Here is a 21,115-nt window from a genome sequence, read left to right on the forward strand (position 1 = left end):
GCCGGCCTTGATGTTATTCCGCCTTGCTGCGCGGACGGCGCTTGGTTTCCGCTGCCGGGGCAGGTGCCGATGCGGTAGCGTTTGCTGCACTCTTTGCTGCGCCCTTCGCAGGGCCCTTCTTACGGCCGCCCTTGGCGCCAAGGCCGATTTCGAGAGCGATCGCCTTGCGCTTTTCTGCATAGTCCGGCGCGATCATCGGATAGTCTGCGGGCAGGTTCCAGCGTGCGCGATATTCCTGGGCGGTAAGGCCATGCTCGGAACCGAGATGGCGCTTCAGCGTCTTGAGGCGCGCGCCGCATTCCAGACAGGCGATCGTATCGGACTTGACCGAAGAACGGATGGAGACCGCCGGAGCGCGTTTCTCTTCAACCGTCTCTTCCGGCTGGCCCAACTTTGCCAGAGACCCGTACACCGACTGGATCAGCTTGGGCAATTCGTCCGGAGATACCGGATTGTTGGAGACATGTGCCGTCACGATGTCGGCTGCGAGTTCGAGTAGAGCCACGTCTGTCATGTTTTTAACCTGTTGCCCGAATTTTTGTTGATGCGATCTTCATAGAACAATCATTCTAAGAAAGATTGCGCAAGTCATCTACCGCAGTTTCCCGAATCTTTTCTGCACTACGTTCGTTTTTGAAACACACCGCACCATATTTGTAAGTGTGCTTAGTAATTCCGCTTGTTGCATTTGCAAATTTACGACAGATCTGGCCAAGAAGTTCTGTCGGCTCGGTGCAATCTGCTGACGCGGTGGATGCGGGATGTAAGGCGGCGGCTTACCGGCGGCACGTCGTCCCGCCGGGCCATCTCGAAATTGATCGACGATCCCTCCAAAAGGCGAGGGCGGCGCCCTCGAATGAAGGCCGAACAATTTGCCGCTCCGTGCTATCCTGCGGCCGAAAGACGCCAGGCTCGGGGGGCGGGCCGTGTTTGCGGAGGCCGGGGCATGAGCAGTCGTGCAGGGAGCAGGCGAATAGCGAAGCGCCGAACGGATCGTGCTGCGGACTGGACTTTTTCCGGCCTGACGCTGGCGCGCAATGCGCTGCTTGTCACCGATCCCAATCGCCTGATCGCGCTGGGCAGGGTGGTCACGGCCTGTTTCGCCATTCTTGCGATCTACCTCGATCCCACGCGCCCGGGGCGTCTACTGCCGGAGGCGCGCCAAATACTGGGGTTCTACTTCGTCTTTTCGCTGGTCCTGCTGGTCGCGCCCGTCCGCCGTCCGGTCGACAGCCCGATCCATTTCCTGTTTCACGTTGCCGATACCGCAATTCTCGGCTGGCTGGCCTTCCTGACGGATGAATTGACCAGCCCGTTCTTCTCGTTCCTGCCATTCACACTCATGGCGATGACGGTGCGCTGGGGGTTCATCGGTGCAATCTTGGGCGCGTTATTGCTGGAGATCGCGCTTTTTGCAGTAGGAATTCCCGATACGCTGGACGGAGAGTCGGAATTGAACGTGCTGATTGCGCGTTCCACCTACTTTTTACTTTCCGCGATCATGCTCGGTTACTTCGGTGCCTACCGCGAGAACAGTCGGGAAAGACTGGCGCGGCTGGCCAAATGGCCGATGGAGCGCGCGCTGGGTGGCCGTCGTGCCTGGCTGGGCGAACTGTGCAGCCATGCCGGGGACGTAACCGGCAGTCGCCACATGATGGTGGTCTGGCGCGAGCATGACCGGCCCGATGGAGTGGTGGCCGCCTGGAACGGGGGCGGCGTTGCGTTGACCGCGCTGGAAAATTCGGTGGTCTGGGACCGGGTAGAGGTGGAACGGACCGGCGTATTCGATCGCGGCGAGGGACGGGTGCTTACACGGGGCGAGGCGGATGTTTTCGCGACCTTGCTGAACCATCTCGACCTGCCTTCGGTGCCGGTGCGCGATTTTGCGGTGATGGCGGGTTTTTCCGGTCTGCGCTTTCGCGGTTCGATCCTGATCGCCGATCCCGACTGCCGGCCGGAGGACGCCGCGTTGCTCTGCGATATCATCGCCACGCGTGCGGGTTCCGAACTGGAGCGTATCGATCTCGTCGCCCGCCACGCAGACAATGTGCGGGCGGAGGAGCGCAATCGGCTGGGTCAGGACCTGCATGACAGCGTGCTGCAGGATCTGACCGCAACCAGCCTGAAACTGCGCGCGCTCTCCGCCCGTGCAGGCGCCCTGACGCCGGAGGAGGCGGCGCGGCATGTGCGCGAGATAGAGGACCTTGTGACCGAACAGCAGCGACGCATCCGCCATTTCGTAGAGGATCATCGAGAGGCGCGTGCAGAGCGCCCGGTCGACGTTGCCGAGGAACTGCGCCAGCAGGCCGAATTGCTGCAACGCAAGTGGGGCGTGGCCGTGCCGTTCGATTGGCAGGGCGCGCCGATCCATCTGCGAAGGCGCACGGTGGAGGATATCGTGCAGCTTGTTTCCGAGGCCACGTCCAACGCGGTCCGCCACGGTTCGGCCTCCAGCGTCCGGCTCCGCGCCGGTCACGAAGGCGGGGCGATGCACCTGACGCTGGTGGACAATGGCACGGGCCTCTGCGTCTCCGGCGGGCAGGGTTCGGTCTCGCTGCGGGCACGCGTGCTGCAACTGGGCGGATCGATGTTTCTGAGCAGCGGCACGCCGGGGCTGGAAGTGACGATGGTGATCCCGGTCGGGGAGTTGGCGGCATGAGCCGGCGCGTCGTCGTTGCCGACGATCACCCGTTGCTGCTGCGCGGCCTTGCCGACCTGCTGCGCGCCACGGACGGTGTGGAATTGCTGGAAGCCGCCGGCAGCGGGATCAGGGCGCTCAGCGTGATCCGTGACCAGCGGCCCGATATCGCCATTCTGGACGTGACGATGCCGGATGTGGGGGGCATGGCCATCCTCAAGGTCATTCACGAGCAGGATTGGCCGGTTCGAGTGATCTTCCTTTCCGCGACGATGAGCGGCAGCCAGATCGCCGAGGCCCTGTCGCTTGGCGTCTGGGGGCTTTTGCTGAAGGACTATGCCGCGCACTCGCTGGTCGATTGCCTTGATGAAGTGAGCGCCGGGCGCAAATGGTTGCCGGAAGACCTCGTCGCCCGCGCGCGGGAGGACGGCGGCATCGACGTACCGAAAGCGATCGCCAGCCTTACCCCGCGGGAGCGCGAAATCAGCGAACTGGTGTGCCGGGGCTTCTCCAACAAGGCGATCGCGGCGGCGGTGGGCTCTACCGAAGGCACCGTGAGCATCCACTTGCACAATATCTACCGCAAGCTGGGCATTTCCAGCCGCACCACGCTGGCGACGCTGTTCGTCCGCCATGTAGAGGAGCGCTCGTGAAGGCGGAGCCGGCCATAAGCGCGGGCTGGCACGGCCAGTGGCTGCGCGTGCTGCCGGGATTGGTGCTGGGCGGGGCCTTCCTGGCCCTGTTGTGGCACACGGTGGACATGGCGCAGGTCGCCGCGCTGATGGTGCGGGCGACGTGGTCGCCGCTGGTTCTGGCCCTGCTGGCCTACGCGCTGGATTTCGTGCTGCGCGCCGCACGCTTCCGGTTCCTGCTCGATCCGGACGGCAGGAGCGGCCTTTCGCTGAAGACGACCGTCGCCCCTTTCATTGCCAGCTTCGGCATCAGCGACATCCTGCCGCTGCGGCTGGGCGATGTGTTTCGCGTCTGGTGGTTCCATCGCCGGTTCGCCTTGCCCGCCGGGCTGGTGGTGGCGGCGATGATCGTCGAGCGGGTTCTGGACCTGGTGGCGATCCTGGTCATCGCCGCCTTTGCGCTCTGGCTGGTCGATGCGTCCTTGCCGCATGAGGCGATGGTGCGCCTGCGGCTGGCGGCGGGTGCGGCGATGATCGTGAGCGTGGCGGTGCTGGCGATGCCTGCCATGCTGGCACGCCTCGCGGAAATGGCGGCGCGCCGCTATCCGCGCGGGCCGGTCGTCCGCCTTGCCGCTGCCGTGCGATCGGTGGCGGAGGCCGTGCGCGTAATCGGAGAGGCGCGCCGCATGGCGCGGATGCTGCTGCTTTCGATCGGCCTCTGGCTGCTGGAAAGCCTGGTGATGATCGGTGCGTGGCTCAGCCTGGGGGGCGAGGCGGGCGCCTGGCTAAAGCCACTTACGGCGTTCGCAGTCGCCACGCTGGGCACGCTGGTTCCAGCCTTGCCCGGCCATTTCGGCTCGTTCGAGGTGTTCGGCGTCCTTGTCTTCGTGGCACTGGGCATCGCGGCGGAGGTGGCGACGGCAACGATCCTGCTTGCCCATCTTGTGCTCTGGCTGCCCACCGCGCTGTTCGGGATCGTCTGGCTGCTGGTGACGCGCGGCAAGCCGGAGGAACGACGGCAACCTTCTCCTTCAGTTCGCCCCGCGTAGAAGCGGGGCGAAGACCGGATCGTCATAGTGACGGAAACTCGCCGCCCGGCCATGTGGACGGCGGGAGCGGAGCAAGGCACGGGTGCCGGCAGCAGTCGCCGCGCGCACGTCGCGATCCATGCGGTCGCCGATCACCAGCGTTTCGCGCGGCGATGCGTCGGCGCGCTCCATCAAGGCGCGCAGGCCCGAAGGGTCTGGCTTGAGGCGGCCGACGCCGGCATCGCCGGCCCAGATCGCGTGATCGGCGGCAAGGCCCAGCGCGGCCAGTTTGGCCACGACCGGAAAGTCGGACCAGACCGCGATGGTGCGGCCGCTGGCGCGGATCGCGGCGAAAAGCCGGTCTATCCCGCGCGCCTTGTAACGAGGCAGGTGGGCAAGGGGGCGTCGCTCCATCCATTCTTCCACCAAGGCGCGCACATCGCGTTCGGGCTGGCGGCAGAGCTGCGCGGTGAGCCGATACTGCTCGGCCGCGAAATCGGTCGTGCCGTGCCCTTCGCCCAACCTCTCACGCACCTGGCGGAAATGGCGCAGCGTGCGCAAGGTCTGCGTGCTGCGGCTGCGCAGGCAGTCCAGCCCGAGTTCGCGGGCCATGGCCAGGCGCAGCGGCGGCTGATCGTAGAGCGTGCCATCCAGATCGAAGACGACCAGCCGCACGCCGCTCCAGGCGATGGCACCTGTGACTGCAACCGTCATCGCCGCAGCACGCGCCTGACATTCTTGTAGACGAAGCGCACGGTGGCGTCGGCAATGCCGCGTCCCAGCACATCGTCCAGCGCGACGATCAGCCGGTCGATCTGCTCCTCTGTCACGACATAGGGCGGCATGAAATGGATAAGGTCACGCGCGCCCGGCTGGAAGTGGGCAAGAATGCCGTGACGCTCATAGAGTTCGCGGGTCAATGCCCCCACCAGCACCGTTTCCCAGGTGACGAACAGCACGTTCTTGCGGATATCCAGCACTTTGGCGGCCATGACCTGCCCGAAATTGAGTTCGATGGCTTGAAAGCATCCCTTGCCGCGCAGCGACGTGATGCAGCGCGGGTACTTGGCCTGAAGCCGTTCCAGCCCGGCGCGCAAGTGGGCACCCATGGCGCCGGCCCGTTCGATCAGCCGTTTTTCCTCCAGCACGTTCAGCGTCTCGATCGCGACGGCGCAACTCTCGCCAAGGCTGGAGAAACTGGAAACGTGCAAGTTGGCGTCCTGCTCATTGCCATAGGCCTGATCGAACAGCGCCTGGGAGGTGACCATCGCCCCCATCTCACGCTTGCCGCCGCCCAGCGTCTTGGCCAGCGTGACGACGTCGGGCACCGCATCCTCGTGCTGGAAGGCGCAGAACCGGCCGGTGCGGCCCATGCCCACTTTCACTTCGTCGAAGATCGTCAGGATGTCGTTCGCGCGGCAGAGATCGACCAGTTGGTTGAAGTAACCGGGCGGCGGGGATTCGCAGGAAGTGCCGCGCAGCGTTTCGACCATCACCGCGACGATCGCATTGTCCTTGCCGCCCTCGCGCGCGATCGCCTCGCGGACGGAGGCGATGTCGCCATAGCGGCAATAGACGACGTTTTCCGCCGGCACGCCCAGCAGGAAACCGGTCTGCACATCGGTTGCGGTGGTCAGCGAGAGCGGGCCGTGCGTCTTGCCGTGGAAGGCCCCGCGCATGCAGACGAACTTGGTCTTGCCCTTCGGCGCCTGCACGCGGTCGCACAGCTTCATTGCCGCTTCGTTGGCTTCCGCCCCGGACACCGTGAGAAACGAAACGTCGAGCGGTTCGGGCAGGAACTGCGCGATGTTGCGGGCCAGCGCGCCTTGCAGCTTGTGCGGGGCGACCCTGATGGAATCGATCACCAGTTCGTCATGGCAGCGCTGCTCCGCCGCGATCACGCGCGGGTGGTTGTGCCCCAGTCCGAGCACGCCAAAGCCGCCGGAAAAGTCCAGGATGCGCCGCCCGTCGCGTAGCACGATCTCGCAGCCCTGCGCGCTCATGACGTCCATGTTGCGCAGACCCAGGATATCGTAGACCTGCAGCATGTAGCGGTTGAGATGTGCAGCATAGAGCGCCATCGCCCGATCGTTGCCGAGCGCGAGGGCATCGTCGAGCGTAAGCAGCCGGCGGTCCAGTTCGCGATCCCGCCGGGGCGCCTCGATCTTCGAATATGCTGTCACCCGCATCACCTCCCTGCGCTTACACTGCTGGCAAACCTATCCGGAACGAGGCTTCGGCAGAATCTACAAGACCTTATAATCCTGAATCGCGGATGCCGTCTCCATTGGTAGCATTCGAAGGAGGGGGATGGATTCAATCGGCCAGCATGGCGCTCAGCGCGGGGCTGAGCATCTCATTGGCGAGGCCTCCGTCGATCGTGACGAAGCGCGCGGCAAGGCCGCGCTTTGCTGCCAGTTCCGGGCCGGCCACCGGGCCCAGCACGGTCAGCGCCGAAGCCCAGCCGTCCGCCATCATCGCACTCGGCGCAAGAACGCTGACCGAGGCCAGTCCGTTCGCAACCGGCCTGCCGCTGCGTGGGTCGATGGTATGATCTCCCCGCCGGTAATTGCCGGAGGTGGCGACGGCCAGCCCATGGAGCGCAATGCGCAAGGGCAGATCGGGAAGGCCCGGCGGCGTTTCCAGATCGACCCACCAAGGCTCCCCGTCGGGACGCACGCCGCGCCCGACGAGTTCGCCGCCGACTTCCACCAGCGCATGGCCGATGCCCATGCCGGCCAGCAGATCGGCCAGGGCATCCACGGCATAGCCCTTGGCGATGCCCGAAAAATCCAGCGCAAGCCCGCCCGGCTGGCGCAGACGCCGGGGCCCCGGCTCCCACGCCAGTCGCGTCCAGCCAGAGGCGGCACGTGCGGCGCCCAAAGCACCATCACCGGGCCGGGGTTGCGGCCCTGGCGGGCCGAAGCCCCAGAGGTCCACTAGGAGACCGATGGCGGGATCGAATGCACCCGCACTCGCTTCGGCGATGGCGAGGCCGGCGTGGATCACGCGGGCAAAATCGTCGGGCAGGGCGATCCAGCTTCCGGCCGGTGCGCGGTTGAACCGGCAGAGCAGCGATTCCGGCTCCCAATGACTCATTTCCGTGACGATGGCTTCCAGCCGGGCTGCCACGGCCGTCTTGATCGCCGCAGGATCGGCTCCGTCGCGCAGGGGGAAGCGCAGGCTCCACGTGGTGCCCATCGTCTCCCCATGCAGTTCGCCGACCGCGATCGATGGATCGCAGTCGGCGAAGGCATGAGCATCGATATGCGCGGGAAGCGCAATGCGCATCAGGGGCGGTCCATCAGGGCGCCGGGACTTCCAGCGTCGTGGTGTAGCTCATCCGGCGCTCGGCGGCGCGCTTGTCCGACGCGTGGTTGTCGGTCGCGGTGGCGTTCAACCAGTAGACGCCGGCGAAGGGCCACTTGACCTCTACAGTGCCGTCGGCGCCCGTGGTGAGGGTGAGCGCATGCTCCCCATCGCGGAAGCGCTTGCCGCCCGCGATCACGGTGACGGTGAGGCCGGCTGCGGGCTTGCCGTCGATCAGGAAGCGGAAGCGCGCGGGCTCGTTGGCGACCAGATCGTCGGGATGCGTTACCGGATCGAATTCCAGGCCCTTGCCGGTGGGCTTGAGGACCGTGGTGGTCGGCTCGCCGGCGGTGACGAAGAACTCGTTGCGGTTGATCGTTTCGGTCAGCTTGATGTCGGTGGCGCCGGCCGGAATCTCGGCCGCGCTGGCGACGGACTTGGCCGGTGCAAAACCGCCGGGGCCGCCCGGACCACCAGGACCACCAGGACCACCAGCACCGGCCGGACGCTCGCCGCCTTCGGGGCCGCGCGGGGGCATGCCGGGGGCGCCGGCGGGCGGGCCGCGACGGGCGCCGACGCGCCAGGTCTCGCCATTCAGCGTGAACGTGCCGCCCAGGTTGCTGGAAGCGGTGCCGATCTTCCAGGTGCCGGCCTTGTCGATCTGCACGTCGAACATCGAACGATAGCGGCCGGTGGCGGCGTTCTGGATCTGGCCCTTGCTTCCGTCAGGCTGGGTGACCTGGATCTGGTCGGTCTGCATCGGGAAGTGATCGGGATCGAACAGGTCGTTCGAAACCGCCGCGTCCACCGTTACCCAGCCGTCGGTGCCGGCCAGCGTTGTTACCGAGGGAAGCAGCCACTGGCGGTGGGCCGAAGCGGTGGTGGGAAGCGCGAAAAGTGCGGCTGCGGCAAGCAGCCCGGTTGCATAAGCTTTCATGTCTGGAAAACCCCCGTTTATCGAGAAATCGTGACAGTGCCGAGTTCGGTCTTGCCGCTGGCGCTGGCGTTGTTGGCCGGCACGGAGATCGGCAGGGTGACGAGTTCGCGCCCACCGGTTTCGCGCGCGGCTTCCACGTTCAGAACGTAGGCGCCGGGCTTCAGGTCGCGCGGCAGCGGGATCGTCTGCGCGCCGGGGCCGCGCGTAGCACCGCTCACGCCGTCGGCGGGCAGGGCCATGCTGCGGCCGCCCTTGCGCCACCAGGCGCGCAGGTCGGCAAGCCACTTGGTGCCGGGCTCGTTGCCCTTCTTCTTCAGGTCGTACCACACGGCGATGGTGCGCGGGGCGCCGCCGCCGGCCGGCTCCAGCCAGACCGCGACATAGGGCTTGTGGTATTCGGCAACTTTCAGCTGCGGGATCGTTACGGTGACCGTGGCGGCCGAGGCCGGAACGGCAACCGCGCCGCCGAGCAGGATCATGGAAGTCAAACGCATCGGTGGATCCTTCAATGGATGAAGACGAGGGCGAGCACGACCGGAAGGGCCACGCCGGCAAGGACGATGGGCCAGGTGGACGGGCGGTGGCGCGCGTGAACCTGAAGCAGGAAGAGGCCGGTTACCGTGAACAGCACGCAGGCGACGGCAAAGACGTCGATGAACCAGAACCAGGCGGAGCCGGAATTGCGGCCCTTGTGAAGATCGTTGAGATAGGAAATCCAGCCGCGATCGGTCACTTCGGCGGAGATCTTGCCGCTTGCCCGGTCGATGCTGACCCAGGCATCGCCGCCCGGGCGGGGCAGCGCGACATAGACCTCGCTGTCCGACCACTCACCGGCCTTGCCGCTGGCGTCCAGGCCCACGGCCTTGCGTACCGCCGCGGCGATGGGGGCGGGCAGGGGGGCATCGTCGCTGCTTGCCTTCAGCGTGGAAAGCAGGGCGGGCGGGATTTGGCCGCTGCTGTCGGTAACCACCGGATTCGCGGGAATCGAGGCCGCATGGTTCAGCGTGATGCCGGTCAGAGCAAAGAACAGCATCGCCGCCAGCGAGATGGCGGCACTGATCCAATGCCAGGTGTGCAACTGCTTGACCCACCAATTCCGCCACTTGCGCGACTTCTTGCGGGGAAGGGTCTTGGTCTCGGAAGGGTCCACTCGGAAAATGCCCACTTGGAAAATGCTTGATCAGAAATGGAGTGCGAATTCTCGTTGTTGCGAGGCATTAGCAGAACGGCCCTTATCACATCGCAGCCGATGCGCCAGAGCCTTCTTGGGCTGCGAGCCATAAGCTCTGAGCTGGCGATCGTTTCCCGATGACAGGTCATTGACCGGAAAGGCTGTTCGCATCGCTCGGGCGCCTGCGTCAGACATGAAGCGGAAACCATCTCGACGAGCCGCATTGTTATGGCTATGAGAATGACTCGCAATAGCCGGGACGGTTTCGTCGTTCCGGAGGGGAATCCTACTTTGACTGGACTTGCTTCGTATCCGCAATCGGCGCCGCTTGCGCGGCCGCAGCCCGCCGCCCCGCGCGGTGCAGCCGAAGTTATCGCGATGCCGCAGGCGGTTGCCGCCACCTGGCAGGCCACCGGCCGCTATGGCGAGGCGCGCGGCGCCAATGTCCCGGCGATGGCTGCCTCGCTCGCGGTGGTCGCCGGCATGCTGGCGACGATCCTGGCGATGAACGTTGTCAATTTCCAGAAGCCGCCGCGCCAGCACATCGTGGTCGCGGACCTGAGCGCGCCCCCTCCGCCGCCTCCGCCTGAACAGGCGAAGCCCAAGCCGGTGCTGCCGCCGCCGCCATCGCCCATCGTGGCGCCGCCGCCGCCGATCGTGCTGGTCAACAATCCGCCGCCCATCGTCACGTCGCCGGTACCCGTGCCGGTGCCTGCGGTGGCCACCGTCGCCAGTTCGCCGATCAGCGCGCCGGTATCGGCCCCCGCGCCGGCTGCACCGGCACCGCGCGTGGAGAATGCCGGCGATCTTTCATCCAAGATGATTTCCGCCGTGCCGCCCCGTTATCCGATCGATTCGCGTCGCAAACGCGAACAGGGCACGGTGGTTCTGGCGCTGGTGCTGGGTCTGGACGGCACCGTGGCCGATATATCGATCTCGAAGAGCAGCGGTTTCGACCGGCTCGACAACGCCGCGCTTTCTGCCGTGCGTCGCTGGCGTTGGTCGCCCACCCGCCGCGATGGGCAGCCGGTGATGGTGCGTGGGCTTGTAGAGATCCCGTTCACTATTCAGAACTGATCTCGCCCAGCATTCCGGCAATTTTCCCGACAGCCGCGCGCAGTGCTGCTCGATGGCGGTATGCGGCGCGTGTCTTGCCGATGTCGGCGGCGATCTGCTCGCCGCCGACCAAGTCGGCTCAGGCCTGCGCGGCCTTCTCGCGCAGCGTGCCGCTGACGGCGTAGATCGCAAAGCCGATCACGTTCCAGGCAACGAAGAACTCGATCGTCCGCAATTGCAGGCTGGTGAAGAGATAGGCGCAGCCAAGGATCGTTGCCGGGCCGACGATCCACACCAATGGCGTGACGAAGGGGCGTTCCAGTTCCGGCGAACGGCGGCGCAGCACCATCACCGCGATGGCGGTGGCGATGAAGGCAGCCAGAGTACCGGCATTGGCCAGCGAGGCGATCGCGTCCAGCGGCATCATGCCGGAAATCACGGCGGCGACAAGGCCGGTCAGCACGGTGACCGCAACCGGAACGCCGCGCTTGTTGACGGTGGATAGGCCGTGCGGAAGCAGCCCATCCCGAGCCATGGCGAAGAACACGCGGCTCTGGCCGAACATGAACACCATGATGACGGTGGGCATCGCGATGACGGCGGCAATGCCGATCAAAGCGGCGGCGGCCGGGTGGTTCAGGCTCTTGAGCACAAAGGCCAGCGGCTCCGGGCTCGGCGCGAAGAGGGTGAAGTGCACCGCGCCCAGCGCGGCGGCGGCCACGCCGACATAGACCAGCGTGCAGATCACCATTGAACCGATGATGCCGATGGTCAGGTCGCGCTTTGGGTTCTTGGCTTCCTCGGCCGCGGTGGAGATCGCGTCGAAGCCGTAGAACGCGAAGAAGATGATCGCGGCGGCGCCCATCACGCCGAATTTCTTGCCGTCGATATCGGTGGCGCCGAAGCCGAACGGGGCGAAGGGTGCGAAGTGGGCAAGGTCGAACGAGGGCAGGGCCAGCGCCACGAAGGCGGCCAACGCGATCATCTTGATGATGACCAGGATGAAGTTCAGCGTCGCACTCTCTCGCGTGCCGGCCAGCAGTACGCCGGTGACGGCCAGCGCGATGAAGATCGCCGGAACGTCGATCACGCCGCCCGCCAGCAAGGAGTCCGGCACGCCCCATCCGGCCTGCCGGATCAGGCCCGAGGCATAGCCGGACCAGCCGACCGAAACGGCCGAGCAGACGAGGGTGTATTCGAGGATCAGGCTCCAGCCGATCACCCACGCGAGCGCTTCGCCCACCGCGACGTACGAATAAGTATAGGCGCTGCCAGCTTGCGGGGTCAGGCTGGCCATCTCTGCATAGCAGAGCGCCGCGCAGGCGCAGACCGCGCCGGCAATCGCGAAGGACAGCACTACGGCCGGGCCCGCAAGGCCGGCAGCCACGCCGGTCAGCGTGTAGATGCCGGTGCCGATGATCGCGCCGACGCCCAGCGCCATCAGGTGCGGCCAGCCGAGCGATTTCTTCAGGCCGCTGCCGGTCTGTCCCGCCGGGACGAGCGGCTTTCGCCGGGTCATGAAGTTCATCGCTGCCTCTCTACCGTGATGTTTTGATCGGCGGGAGGCAGCAGGATTTGGCGAGGAACGCAAGACATGATTGCGTCCCTCGCACAATTTGTTACGCGAAAGTTGTTCTTTATTGCGCCGTTTTCGGAGCTTACGGCCGCAGAACCCAGCCGCCGTCGACATGGATGGTCTGGCCGGAAATCCATGCGCCCGCTTCCGAGCAAAGGAGCAGCGCCGTGCCGACCAATTCGTCCGGCGCGCCGCGGGCGCGCAGCGCGCAGGTCATGTTGAGGAACTGGATGAACGGCGAATCGTCCGGCACCAGCATCTTGCCCGCGTCCGACGTGACGTTGCCCGGCGCGATGGCATTGCAGGTGATGCCGTCCTTGCCGAATTGCTTGGCCAGCGAGGTGGTCAGGCCGACCAGGGCCAGCTTGGTGATGCCGTAGAGCCCGGTCGCCGGGAAGGCACCGCCCGAGGTCTGGTTTACGATCCGCCCGCCACCGCGCTCGCGCATCGAGGGGATCACCGCGCGGGCACAGAGCAGCGCGCCGTTCAGGTTCACCGCGAAGGCCTTGTTCCAGGCGCCGAGGCCGATGGTCTCGCAATTGTCGTAGCTGACGTCGACCATCAGCGCGGCATTGTTGATCAGGATGTCGACGCCGCCGAAGGCTTCCTTGGCAGCGGCGCCCATCGCCAGGGTGGAGGTTTCGTCCGAAACGTCCACCTGAACGCCCACGGCCTTGCCGCCGGCCGCAACGATCTCGTCCGCCACCGCCTTGGCGCCATCGCCGTTAAGGTCGGCTACGACGATCGAAGCGCCTGCGTTGGCAAGGCCAAGCGCATAGGCGCGGCCGATGGAATTGCCGCGTCCGCCCGCGCCGGTGACGACCGCCACTTTGCCGTCGAGGCGGAACTGGTCCAGTGAGAAAGTCATTGCAATTGTCTCCTGTCAGCCTGCCGTGATGCCCGCGTCGAGCGAGAGGCAGGCGCCGTGAAAGCCGCGACCGGCGGGCGAGGCGAGCAGAACGACAAGGTCGGCCACGTCTTCCACCTCAACTTGCCCGCGCAGGCCCGAAAAGCGCTTGAGCAGTTCGAAGTCGCAGCCTTCCGGCGGGGTGAAGTTGGTCGCGATATTGGTGATCATGCCGCCGGGCGCGACAGCGTTGATGCGGATGGGTTTCTTCTGGAATTCCATTGCCATGGCCTTGGTCATGCCGACGAGGCCCCACTTGCTGGCGCAATAGGCGGCGGCATAGGCCTCCCCGATGTAGGACGCACAGGAGGCGACATTGACGACCGCGCCGTTCACTTCCAGCAAGTGCGGGATCGCCGCTTGCGAGAGGAAGAATGGGGCGTTGAGATTGACGTCGATGGTGCGTTCGTACTGCGCTTGCGGCATCTGCGGCGTGTTGGCGAGGTAGATCAGCCCGGCGACGTTGCAGAGCGCGTCGAGCCGGCCGAACTTTTCCACCGCATGGGCGATCACGGCTTGGCAGGCGGCGGGATCGGACAAGTCCGCCACTTCGCTGCCGACCTTGCGGCCATGCGGGGCGAGCAGCTCGGTAGTTTCGGCGAGGCCCGCTTCGTTCACGTCCACCAGCCAGAGATCGCAGCCCGCCTCCGCCAGTTTCAGCGCGGTCATCCGGCCAAGGCCCGATGCGGCGCCGGTAACGACGGCGGCCTTGCCGGTCATGTCCAGGGTCTTGAAGATCACGCTCATGGGGTGATTTGCTCCATTGCGGCCAGCGCCGCGTCGAGGAAGGGATCGGCGGCGTGGGCCAAGGCATTGTCGGGCGTGGTGATCGTGCCGAGCAGATCCACGTCCTTGCGCAGCAGCTTGCCGCCATGCGCAAAGGCGGTGGGTGAGGGCAGGCGGGCGTAGACTTCGAAACCGAAGCTGCGACCGCTGGAGTGCTTGACCAGATCGGCCAGCGCCGCCCGGTCGATGCCCAGTTCTTCGCCCAATGAGAGCGCCGCGTGGGCAAGGCCCATGTTGGCCGCCATCAGCGCATTGTTGACGATCTTGGCGCGCTGGCCGGAACCGACCGGGCCGAGCAGCACCGTCTTGCCTGCGAAGCTTTCCAGCACGGGAAGCGCCTTGGCGAAGGTTTCTTCGCTGCCGCCGCACATGACGGTCAAAGTACCCGCCGCCGCACCTGCGCCGCCGCCGCTGACAGGCGCGTCGAGCACGGCGATACCGCGCGCTTCGGCTTGCGCCGCCAGTCGCTCGCAAGTCTGCGGCAGGATCGTGGAGTGGATGACGAGGACGCTGCCTTGCTTCATCACGGGAAGAAGCTCGGCGCAGATTTGTTCAACCCCGGCATCGTCCACCACGCAGACGCCGATATGCTGGCAGCGTTCGCCAAGTTCGGCGACCGAGGCCGCACGATGTGCGCCCTTCGCGACGAGGTCGTCGGTCGCCTCCGGCCGTCGCGCCCAGACGGTCAATTCGTATCCGGCGGCCAGCATTCGCTCCGCCATCGGGCCGCCCTGCGAGCCGAGGCCGATGAAGCCCGTCGAAATTTTGTCATTTGGCATGCCAGGGGAGCCCCTTCGCGACTTTGTCGATCATCTCCAGCACCACGCCCTGAATGCGCGAGGCTTTGGGCCAGCCGGCATGAGTGCCGTATTGGAGGCAGAATTCCAGCATCTCGGCAGGCTGGCAGTTGCCGCTCGCCATCGCGGCGTGGATGTGGCTGCGGATCGGGATTTCTGCCCCGGACTCGCAGACGCCGACCAGCGTGATCCAGCGGCGCGAGGGCTCGTCCAAGCCGCGACGGCACCACATTTCTCCGAACACGAAGTTGTTGATGCCTTCCAGATAGGGCGTGGCCGGCGGGCCGGGCGGGAAGGTCATGACCTGCGCGAATTCGTCATGCCCGCGTTGGTTGCGCACTTCCGGGTCCCACGGGTCGGGGCAGATCGCGGGCACTTCGGCGGGTGGCAGGCCGAGTTCCTCCGCCACACGCGTCACCGCGCGGTCCAGCTTTCCGCCGTTGCCCCAGCCTGCGTAGACGGCCAAGTGCAATGCCGCCTCGCGCAGTTCGGCAAGTGTCAGTGCTTCGGTCTGCAATGCGCCGCGCACGAAATCGTCGATCTGGCTGTCCTGCAATCCGCACGTGACCGCGCTGGCGATCGCCACCAGAAATCGCGGGCGGCGCGGCAGACCGGGACGGGTCCAGACTTCGGCGAAGACGAAATCGCGCCACGATTGTTCGAACAGCGTTGCGGGTTGGTTGGCGGTGCGGCCGGTGACTTCGGCCTCGGTTTCAAGGCCGCGGGTGCCGCGTTCGATGGGGTCTAGCAGTGCCATGACCTTCTCCTCAGTCCTGAAGGTTGACCCAGACGTTGCGGACCTGCTGGAATTCGCGCAGGCCCTCGATCCCGCCCAAGCGGCCGTGTCCGGAATGCTTCATGCCGCCGAAGGGCACGCAGGGCGTCATCGCCTCGCCCGATCCGTTGACCTGCACCTGGCCTGCCATCATCCGCCCGGCGACGCGGTGCGCGCGGGTGAGATTGGTGGTGTGGACATAGGCGCCGAGCCCGTAATCGCTGTCGTTGGCGAGGGCGATCGCCTCTTCCTCGCTGTCGAACGGCGTGACGACGAGGACCGGGCCGAACACTTCGTTGCGGGCGATCTCGCTGGCCGGGGCAACGCCGGCGAGGACGGTGATCGGGTAGAAGTAGCCTTCGCCGTGATCGCCCGCCATCCGCGCGCCGCCGCAGAGCACTTCGCCGCCTTGCTCGACACCGCGCTGAACCATGCCGTCGATACGGTCGAGCGCGGTCTGGGAAATCACCGGGCCCATGAAGGTGTCCATCGCGAAGGGATCGCCTACCTTCACATGCCCGGCCATGGCCTGCAGCATCTGGAGATAGGGTTCGTAGACGGAGCGCTCCACCAAGAGGCGGGTGCCGTTGACGCAGCCCTGTCCGTTGGCGCTGACGGCCCCGGAAAGCCCGCGCTTGGCGGCCGCTTGCAGGTCCGCATCGCCGAACACGACCACTGCCGATTTGCCGCCGAGTTCCAGGCCCACGGGCTTCAGCGTTTCGGACGCGCTGGAGAGGATTTTCTTGGCCGTCGCGCCGCTGCCGATGAATTCGATCTTGTCGATGCCGGGATGGCTGACCATCGCCGCGCCCACGTCCGGACCGCCGGTGACGAGGTTGACGACGCCCGCCGGGAAGCCGGCTTCGTGGATGGCTTCCATCAGCTTCATCAGCGACCACGGCGCCAGCTCGGGCGCCTTCAGCACCACGCAATTGCCTGCGGCAAGGGCAGGGGCCATCACCATCGTGGCGGCAAAGAGCGGGCCGTTCCAGGGGACGATGATGCCCAGCGTGCCGTAAGGCTCATACATCACGTAGTCGTGCGCAGGGCCGCCCCAGGTGGAGACGGTGCGCCCGTCGATCTTGTCCGCCCAGCCGCCGTAATAGCGGAACTTCTGCGCAGCATCGAGGCTCATGTGCCCGCCGGCGATCAGGATAGAGCCGTTCTCTGCCGTGAGCAGCGGGCTCATTTCGGCGGCCTTGCTCTCTATCACCGAGGCAAGGCGGAACATCAGGTCGCGCCGTTTGTCGCCGGGCAGGGCGCGCCATGCCGGCTGCGCAGCCTTGGCGGCGGCGACGGCGCGGTCGACGTCGGCCGGGCTGGCCAGGCGGACTTCACGCGTGACGCGGCCGGTGCCCGGGTAGACATGGCCCCAATCGGCGCCGCTGCCGGAGCGTGCACGTTCGTCGCCAATGACCAATGAGATCTCGGGAAATGCCGAGATGTCAGGATGTTGAAAGCCCATCCTCGTTCAATCCTCTCCAGTGGCGGCGCCTTGGGCCGCTCGGTTGTGGGAGGAGGGTATGAGGGCAAATATACGTGGTCAATTGACTTGAATTTGCCGAAAATGAGCCGAAAATACCGTGAAAATCGGAATACTATGCATAGTATTGGAGGGGCGAGTGGAACGAACACCGGGGCGGCGCAAGGGGACCAATCTGGTGGCGCGCACGACGGAAACCCTGCGCGACCGGATTTTCGCCTGCGCGCCGGGCACCTTGCTGGGCGCACTGCACCAGCTGGCGCGCGAACTGGAAGTGGGCATCGTCACACTGCAACAGGCCGCGCGGGTGCTGGAGCATGAGGGGCTGCTGGAAGTGCGGCGCGGCCCCGGCGGCGGTTATTACGGCGCGCGGCCGGACGATGCCGCGCTGGAACGGTCGCTCTCGTCCTACATGCGGATGCATCCGGCGGGCTATCAGGAAGCGCTGGACATGACCTCGCTGCTGTTCACCGAACTGGCGACGGCGGCGGCGCGCTGCACGGATACTTCATTGCGGGCGCGGTTGCAGGCGCTGGGCGAAGAGACCGCGACCTACCGCAGCATGGCGGAATTCGGCGAGTTCGAAGAGGCGTTTCAGGAACTGCTGTTCCAGATGGTTCGCCGCCCGCTTTTCGAGATGCTGACCCGCGTGACGCTGCACCATGCCTCCGGCGAAGGCGGCCGGGTGGTCGAAGTGGCCGGCATCGGTTTCGAAAGCTGGCGGGACGGGCGCCGGCGGATCATCGCCGCGATCCTGGCGGGCGATCCCGACCTCGCCCGGTTCGAGGCGAACCGGCAAAACCGCGCCGTGGTCATGGCGCATCGAGCCTGAAAAATCCCGATTCGGGGCAAAAGCCGCTCCGAGTCGCGGGCTGGCGAGGCGCAAAATGTCAAAGTCTCCAACCCCGACAGAAGCTTGCTTGCTGGGGAAAAAATCTTTGATGAAAGTCAAAATATAGCCTTCTTCCCTAAGGGAATTCAGTTAAGATCGTTTGTGCAAATCAACAGGGGTCCTTTGGCATATGTCAAAAGATGCACGCATATATTCGATAGACGGTGGCGCACTTCCTGCACAATCCGACGCAAAAAACTTGACGGATCAGCTCGATGAAATCCTCAAGATGCTGCACGCGGAATTTCCTGAGGCGGCCGCTATCAGTCTTGAATTCAACGGCAAGCTGCACATGCACATCGATGTTCGTAAAGGAGAGGATGTTCCTCTTCTGGAAGCGCGCCTTTCACTGCTCGAAAACGGCATGTTTACTCAAATCGCGCGCGGCGCAACGCCCGGTCATCCTTTTTCGCACCGTATCAGCGCGCTGATCGCCAGGTAAGCTTGCAAGACATCAGGGCGTCGCGCCGAACGACGGCGCCTGACTGAGTACAGGGAACATTGCGAGCGAACGCGCCCTTCCCGTGAAGGGAGGAGGGGATGCCTGCAAGGCAGCGCTCGCGATCCAGAGGGATTTTCCGCCAGACCGCTTCAGAACGCAGGCAGGGATTGCTCCGCGAACCCCCAGCCGTGCAGCGATCCGGCACGTTCCAGCAATGTTTCCGCGTCATCGATCGAGAAGGGATGGGCGTTCTTCATGTCGCCCAACTCGTCCCAACCGATTGGCACCGCCACCGGCGCACCGGCCCGGGCGCGGGCGGAATAAGGCAGCACGGCGGTGCTGCCGCGCTGGTTTCGCAGCCAGTCGATAAAGATCCGCCCCTTGCGCTTGGCCTTGCTCATCGTCGCGACATAGCGATCGGGATTGGCCACGCTCATGGCTTCGGCAAAGCGATGGGCGAAGTCCTTGTGGGCGTTCCAGTCGTGCCCCGGTGCCAGCGGCACGACCACGTGCACGCCCTTGCCGCCTGACAGCATGGCGAAGCTGACGAGGCCCAGGTCGGCAAGCTGGCGGCGGATTTCCTGTGCGGCCTTGCGGCAATCGGCGAAGGCCAGCCCTTCGTCGGGGTCGAGGTCGAAGATCATGCGGTCGGGCTTTTCGACCGCTTCCGCGCGGGAGGCCCAGCCATGGAATTCGATCGTGCCCATCTGCACGCAGGTCAGCAGGCCGTCGGCATCCTTGACGTAGATGTATTCCTCGGTCGCGCCGTTCTTTTCACGGATCGGCACGTGGTGGATGGTGGGGCCGAAGGCGCCGCTGTCATGCTTCTGGAAAAAGCACTTCTTCGCGCGCCCCTGCGGGCATCGCACCAGGCTGATCGGACGGCCGGCAGCGAAGGGCAGCATCAGCGGCGCGACTTCGGCGTAATAGTCGGCAAGCTGGCCCTTGGTCTGGCTGCTTTCGGGAAAGATCATGCGATCGCGATGAGTGATCTCGATCGCCGGTTTCGCCTTGGGCATGGGCTGTGCCTTCTCCTCGATGATGTCGGTGGCGGCCTTGTCTGCGCGTAGCCCCAGGAACGTGGCATGGCGCACGCGCCCTTCGGCGGTCAGTTCGGCGAAAGCCACTTCGGCGACGAGTGTCGGTTCCACCCAAACGACGCCGCGGGCGTCAGCCTTGTCCACCTCCAGCGCGGGTGTCTTGCGGTCCAGCTTTCGCAGTTCCTCCGCGATATCTTCCAATAGCCGTCCATCGAAGCCGGTGCCGACCTTGCCGCGATAGCGCAGCGTCTTTCCATCGTATTGCCCCAGCAGCAGCGACGAGAATGGCCGCCCCTTGGCGCGCGATCTGGTCCACCCGGTCACAACGAATTCCTGCCGCCGCGAACACTTCACCTTGACCCAGTTGCGGGTTCGGCGGCCGCTGTAGGCGGCGTCGATGCGCTTGGCGATCACGCCTTCCTGGCCAGCCTGGCACATGGCGCGATAGAGCTTTTCGCCGGCGCCCAGCAGGTGATCGGCCACGAAGACGGGTGGTTTCGCGGAAGCGAGCAACGCCTCCAGCCGCTCCTTGCGCTCGATCTGGGGACGATCCGCGATGTCCTCTCCATCGATTTCGAGCAAGTCGAAGGCGTGGAATTCCAGCGCATCCGTTTCTCCCTGCGCGCCATGGCCGCGCTTGAGCACGGATTGCAGCGAGGAGAAGTCAGGATTGCCGTCTTGCCCGCGCGCGATGATCTCTCCATCGATCAGCGCAGGCGGCAGGTTCAGCGCTGCGATGGCGCGGGTAAGCGGCACGAACTTGTCCGTCCAGTCCAGCCCGCTGCGCGTATGGACCACGACCTTGTCTGCGGAAGCGGCGATGAGGGCGCGGTAGCCGTCGAACTTGATCTCATGCATCCACTGGTTGCCGGTGGGCACCTCGTCCACCAGCGTCGCCAGCTGGACATTGCGGAACTTGGGTAGTGCGGCGGAGCGAGTGATGGCGCGCTTCGCTGGTTTGGCCTTCTTCGCCTGAGTGTGCTCGGCAGCTTTCGCCATGCTTTCCGCGAAAGCCTTGCCCTTCTTGCCCGCGAGGGACTGGGTTCCGGCCTTGTCCGCCTCGATCTCGGCCATCGTGCGGCCGGTCAGCACGCTGGTCAGGCCTTCCTCCACCAGCTTGTCGCCAGTGAGCTCGTCCCCGTCGGCGACTTTACGCAGCAGCCAGTTCTCGCGCTTTTCGCCAGGACGCCCCTTCATGCGGACCAGCAACCATTCGCCCTTCATGCGCTCACCGTAGAGGCGGAAATGGAGGTGGCCGTCGTCGAGATCGGCAGCGCTCTTGCCCTCGATCGGTTCCCATGTGCCCTTGTCCCACAGCATGACCGTGCCGCCGCCATATTCGCCCTGCGGGATGCGCCCCTCGAACCCCGCGTAGGACAGCGGATGGTCCTCGGTCCGCACGGCAAGGCGCTTGTCGTCGGGATCGGCGCTGGGGCCGCGCGTCACTGCCCAGGACTTGAGCACGCCGTCCACTTCCAGCCGGAAATCCCAATGGAGCCGGCGTGCCGCATGCTTCTGGACGATGAAGATATTGCCGCCGGCGCTGCTCTGCGCCTTGCCCGCCGGTTCGGCGGTCTTCGCGAAATCGCGCTTGGCATTGTAAGTGGCGAGCGGATCCCCAGAGATCTTGCGCCCGGTCTTGCGCC

At 65.5% G+C, this 21,115-nt stretch carries 21 protein-coding genes; 6 read left to right on the forward strand and 15 right to left on the reverse strand.

The window, feature by feature from the left end; all coding sequences use genetic code 11:
* Nucleotides 1–13: 13 nt before the first annotated feature.
* Nucleotides 14–514 (reverse strand): MucR family transcriptional regulator, encoded by a 501-nt coding sequence (locus WBP07_RS03870; RefSeq protein WP_395394371.1) that lies wholly within the window; start codon nt 512–514, stop codon nt 14–16.
* A gap of 432 nt (nt 515–946) precedes the next feature.
* Here WBP07_RS03870 and WBP07_RS03875 point away from each other — a divergent pair, with 432 nt between their 5' ends.
* The 3 genes from WBP07_RS03875 to WBP07_RS03885 are packed head-to-tail and all read left to right on the forward strand — an operon-like array spanning nt 947 to nt 4,319.
* A complete protein-coding gene (locus WBP07_RS03875) occupies nt 947–2,659 on the forward strand; it encodes a sensor histidine kinase (RefSeq protein ID WP_395394372.1) in 1,713 nt (570 codons plus the stop codon).
* Nucleotides 2,656–3,291 (forward strand): response regulator, encoded by a 636-nt coding sequence (locus WBP07_RS03880; protein WP_395394373.1) that lies wholly within the window; start codon nt 2,656–2,658, stop codon nt 3,289–3,291. The genes WBP07_RS03875 and WBP07_RS03880 overlap by 4 nt, the downstream gene beginning before the upstream one ends.
* Nucleotides 3,288–4,319, forward strand: a complete 1,032-nt coding sequence (locus tag WBP07_RS03885) for a lysylphosphatidylglycerol synthase transmembrane domain-containing protein (RefSeq protein ID WP_395394375.1) — start codon at nt 3,288–3,290, stop codon at nt 4,317–4,319. The genes WBP07_RS03880 and WBP07_RS03885 overlap by 4 nt, the downstream gene beginning before the upstream one ends.
* On the opposite strand, the gene WBP07_RS03890 is transcribed toward WBP07_RS03885, so the two are convergent.
* The 6 genes from WBP07_RS03890 to WBP07_RS03915 all read right to left on the reverse strand — a co-directional run bounded on the left by WBP07_RS03890 (nt 4,302) and on the right by WBP07_RS03915 (nt 9,694).
* Nucleotides 4,302–5,012, reverse strand: coding sequence for an HAD family hydrolase (locus tag WBP07_RS03890; protein WP_395394376.1), 711 nt, complete (start codon nt 5,010–5,012; stop codon nt 4,302–4,304). The genes WBP07_RS03885 and WBP07_RS03890 overlap by 18 nt on opposite strands.
* The gene (locus WBP07_RS03895) at nt 5,009–6,481 is read right to left on the reverse strand and encodes an aspartate aminotransferase family protein (protein ID WP_395394377.1); all 1,473 of its coding nucleotides are present in this window, start codon (nt 6,479–6,481) and stop codon (nt 5,009–5,011) included. The genes WBP07_RS03890 and WBP07_RS03895 overlap by 4 nt, the downstream gene beginning before the upstream one ends.
* A gap of 133 nt (nt 6,482–6,614) precedes the next feature.
* Nucleotides 6,615–7,589 (reverse strand): FAD:protein FMN transferase, encoded by a 975-nt coding sequence (locus WBP07_RS03900; protein WP_395394378.1) that lies wholly within the window; start codon nt 7,587–7,589, stop codon nt 6,615–6,617.
* A gap of 13 nt (nt 7,590–7,602) precedes the next feature.
* A complete protein-coding gene (locus WBP07_RS03905; RefSeq protein WP_395394379.1) occupies nt 7,603–8,544 on the reverse strand; it encodes a DUF4198 domain-containing protein in 942 nt (313 codons plus the stop codon).
* Between the two features lie 17 nt (nt 8,545–8,561).
* Nucleotides 8,562–9,038 carry a DUF2271 domain-containing protein gene (locus WBP07_RS03910; RefSeq protein WP_395394380.1) on the reverse strand — a complete coding sequence of 159 codons (477 nt, stop codon included), beginning with the start codon at nt 9,036–9,038 and terminating at the stop codon, nt 8,562–8,564.
* Between the two features lie 11 nt (nt 9,039–9,049).
* Nucleotides 9,050–9,694: a PepSY-associated TM helix domain-containing protein gene (locus WBP07_RS03915; protein WP_395394382.1), complete on the reverse strand. Its 645-nt coding sequence runs from the start codon at nt 9,692–9,694 to the stop codon at nt 9,050–9,052.
* 312 nt (nt 9,695–10,006) lie between these two features.
* Here WBP07_RS03915 and WBP07_RS03920 point away from each other — a divergent pair, with 312 nt between their 5' ends.
* Nucleotides 10,007–10,792 carry an energy transducer TonB gene (locus tag WBP07_RS03920; RefSeq protein WP_395394383.1) on the forward strand — a complete coding sequence of 262 codons (786 nt, stop codon included), beginning with the start codon at nt 10,007–10,009 and terminating at the stop codon, nt 10,790–10,792.
* Here the strand turns inward: WBP07_RS03920 and WBP07_RS03925 are convergent.
* From WBP07_RS03925 to WBP07_RS03955, 7 genes are all read right to left on the reverse strand, one after another.
* Complete coding sequence (locus WBP07_RS03925) at nt 10,779–10,904, reverse strand: hypothetical protein (protein WP_395394384.1); 126 nt, start codon at nt 10,902–10,904, stop codon at nt 10,779–10,781. The genes WBP07_RS03920 and WBP07_RS03925 overlap by 14 nt on opposite strands.
* 6 nt (nt 10,905–10,910) lie before the next feature.
* Nucleotides 10,911–12,299 carry an amino acid permease gene (locus WBP07_RS03930; RefSeq protein WP_395394385.1) on the reverse strand — a complete coding sequence of 463 codons (1,389 nt, stop codon included), beginning with the start codon at nt 12,297–12,299 and terminating at the stop codon, nt 10,911–10,913.
* Between the two features lie 130 nt (nt 12,300–12,429).
* Nucleotides 12,430–13,215, reverse strand: a complete 786-nt coding sequence (locus tag WBP07_RS03935) for an SDR family oxidoreductase (protein ID WP_395394386.1) — start codon at nt 13,213–13,215, stop codon at nt 12,430–12,432.
* A 15-nt stretch (nt 13,216–13,230) separates the two neighbouring features.
* Nucleotides 13,231–14,001, reverse strand: coding sequence for an SDR family NAD(P)-dependent oxidoreductase (locus tag WBP07_RS03940; protein WP_395394387.1), 771 nt, complete (start codon nt 13,999–14,001; stop codon nt 13,231–13,233).
* Nucleotides 13,998–14,819, reverse strand: a complete 822-nt coding sequence (locus WBP07_RS03945) for an NAD(P)-dependent oxidoreductase (protein ID WP_395394388.1) — start codon at nt 14,817–14,819, stop codon at nt 13,998–14,000. Before WBP07_RS03945 ends, WBP07_RS03940 begins: the two co-directional genes overlap by 4 nt.
* Nucleotides 14,809–15,594, reverse strand: a complete 786-nt coding sequence (locus WBP07_RS03950) for a carboxymuconolactone decarboxylase family protein (protein ID WP_395394389.1) — start codon at nt 15,592–15,594, stop codon at nt 14,809–14,811. The genes WBP07_RS03945 and WBP07_RS03950 overlap by 11 nt, the downstream gene beginning before the upstream one ends.
* Nucleotides 15,595–15,604: 10 nt before the next feature.
* Nucleotides 15,605–17,077 (reverse strand): aldehyde dehydrogenase family protein, encoded by a 1,473-nt coding sequence (locus WBP07_RS03955; protein ID WP_395394390.1) that lies wholly within the window; start codon nt 17,075–17,077, stop codon nt 15,605–15,607.
* Between the two features lie 157 nt (nt 17,078–17,234).
* Here WBP07_RS03955 and WBP07_RS03960 point away from each other — a divergent pair, with 157 nt between their 5' ends.
* Together WBP07_RS03960 and WBP07_RS03965 are read left to right on the forward strand one after the other, a co-directional pair.
* Nucleotides 17,235–17,927 (forward strand): FadR/GntR family transcriptional regulator, encoded by a 693-nt coding sequence (locus tag WBP07_RS03960; protein WP_395394391.1) that lies wholly within the window; start codon nt 17,235–17,237, stop codon nt 17,925–17,927.
* Nucleotides 17,928–18,186: 259 nt separating this feature from the next.
* Entirely contained in the window at nt 18,187–18,429 is a 243-nt protein-coding gene (locus WBP07_RS03965; protein ID WP_395394392.1) for a hypothetical protein, read from the forward strand.
* 149 nt (nt 18,430–18,578) lie between these two features.
* Here the strand turns inward: WBP07_RS03965 and ligD are convergent, their stop codons facing one another.
* Complete coding sequence (gene ligD / locus WBP07_RS03970) at nt 18,579–21,095, reverse strand: DNA ligase D (protein ID WP_395395718.1); 2,517 nt, start codon at nt 21,093–21,095, stop codon at nt 18,579–18,581.
* Between the last annotated feature and the right edge of the window lie 20 nt (nt 21,096–21,115).

Origin of the sequence: Novosphingobium oxfordense (assembly GCF_044029435.1) — a bacterium.
GTDB lineage: Bacteria > Pseudomonadota > Alphaproteobacteria > Sphingomonadales > Sphingomonadaceae > Novosphingobium.

What these genes read in the sequence shown, in the direction of transcription:
- WBP07_RS03870 (WP_395394371.1), bottom strand. Translation starts at nt 514, where the DNA reads ATGACAGACGTGGCTCTACTCGAACTCGCAGCCGACATCGTGACGGCA.
- WBP07_RS03875 (WP_395394372.1), top strand. Translation starts at nt 947, where the DNA reads ATGAGCAGTCGTGCAGGGAGCAGGCGAATAGCGAAGCGCCGAACGGAT.
- WBP07_RS03880 (WP_395394373.1), top strand. Translation starts at nt 2,656, where the DNA reads ATGAGCCGGCGCGTCGTCGTTGCCGACGATCACCCGTTGCTGCTGCGC.
- WBP07_RS03890 (WP_395394376.1), bottom strand. Translation starts at nt 5,012, where the DNA reads ATGACGGTTGCAGTCACAGGTGCCATCGCCTGGAGCGGCGTGCGGCTG.
- WBP07_RS03900 (WP_395394378.1), bottom strand. Translation starts at nt 7,589, where the DNA reads ATGCGCATTGCGCTTCCCGCGCATATCGATGCTCATGCCTTCGCCGAC.
- WBP07_RS03905 (WP_395394379.1), bottom strand. Translation starts at nt 8,544, where the DNA reads ATGAAAGCTTATGCAACCGGGCTGCTTGCCGCAGCCGCACTTTTCGCG.
- WBP07_RS03910 (WP_395394380.1), bottom strand. Translation starts at nt 9,038, where the DNA reads ATGCGTTTGACTTCCATGATCCTGCTCGGCGGCGCGGTTGCCGTTCCG.
- WBP07_RS03930 (WP_395394385.1), bottom strand. Translation starts at nt 12,299, where the DNA reads ATGAACTTCATGACCCGGCGAAAGCCGCTCGTCCCGGCGGGACAGACC.
- WBP07_RS03935 (WP_395394386.1), bottom strand. Translation starts at nt 13,215, where the DNA reads ATGACTTTCTCACTGGACCAGTTCCGCCTCGACGGCAAAGTGGCGGTC.
- WBP07_RS03940 (WP_395394387.1), bottom strand. Translation starts at nt 14,001, where the DNA reads ATGAGCGTGATCTTCAAGACCCTGGACATGACCGGCAAGGCCGCCGTC.
- WBP07_RS03945 (WP_395394388.1), bottom strand. Translation starts at nt 14,819, where the DNA reads ATGCCAAATGACAAAATTTCGACGGGCTTCATCGGCCTCGGCTCGCAG.
- WBP07_RS03950 (WP_395394389.1), bottom strand. Translation starts at nt 15,594, where the DNA reads ATGGCACTGCTAGACCCCATCGAACGCGGCACCCGCGGCCTTGAAACC.
- WBP07_RS03955 (WP_395394390.1), bottom strand. Translation starts at nt 17,077, where the DNA reads ATGGGCTTTCAACATCCTGACATCTCGGCATTTCCCGAGATCTCATTG.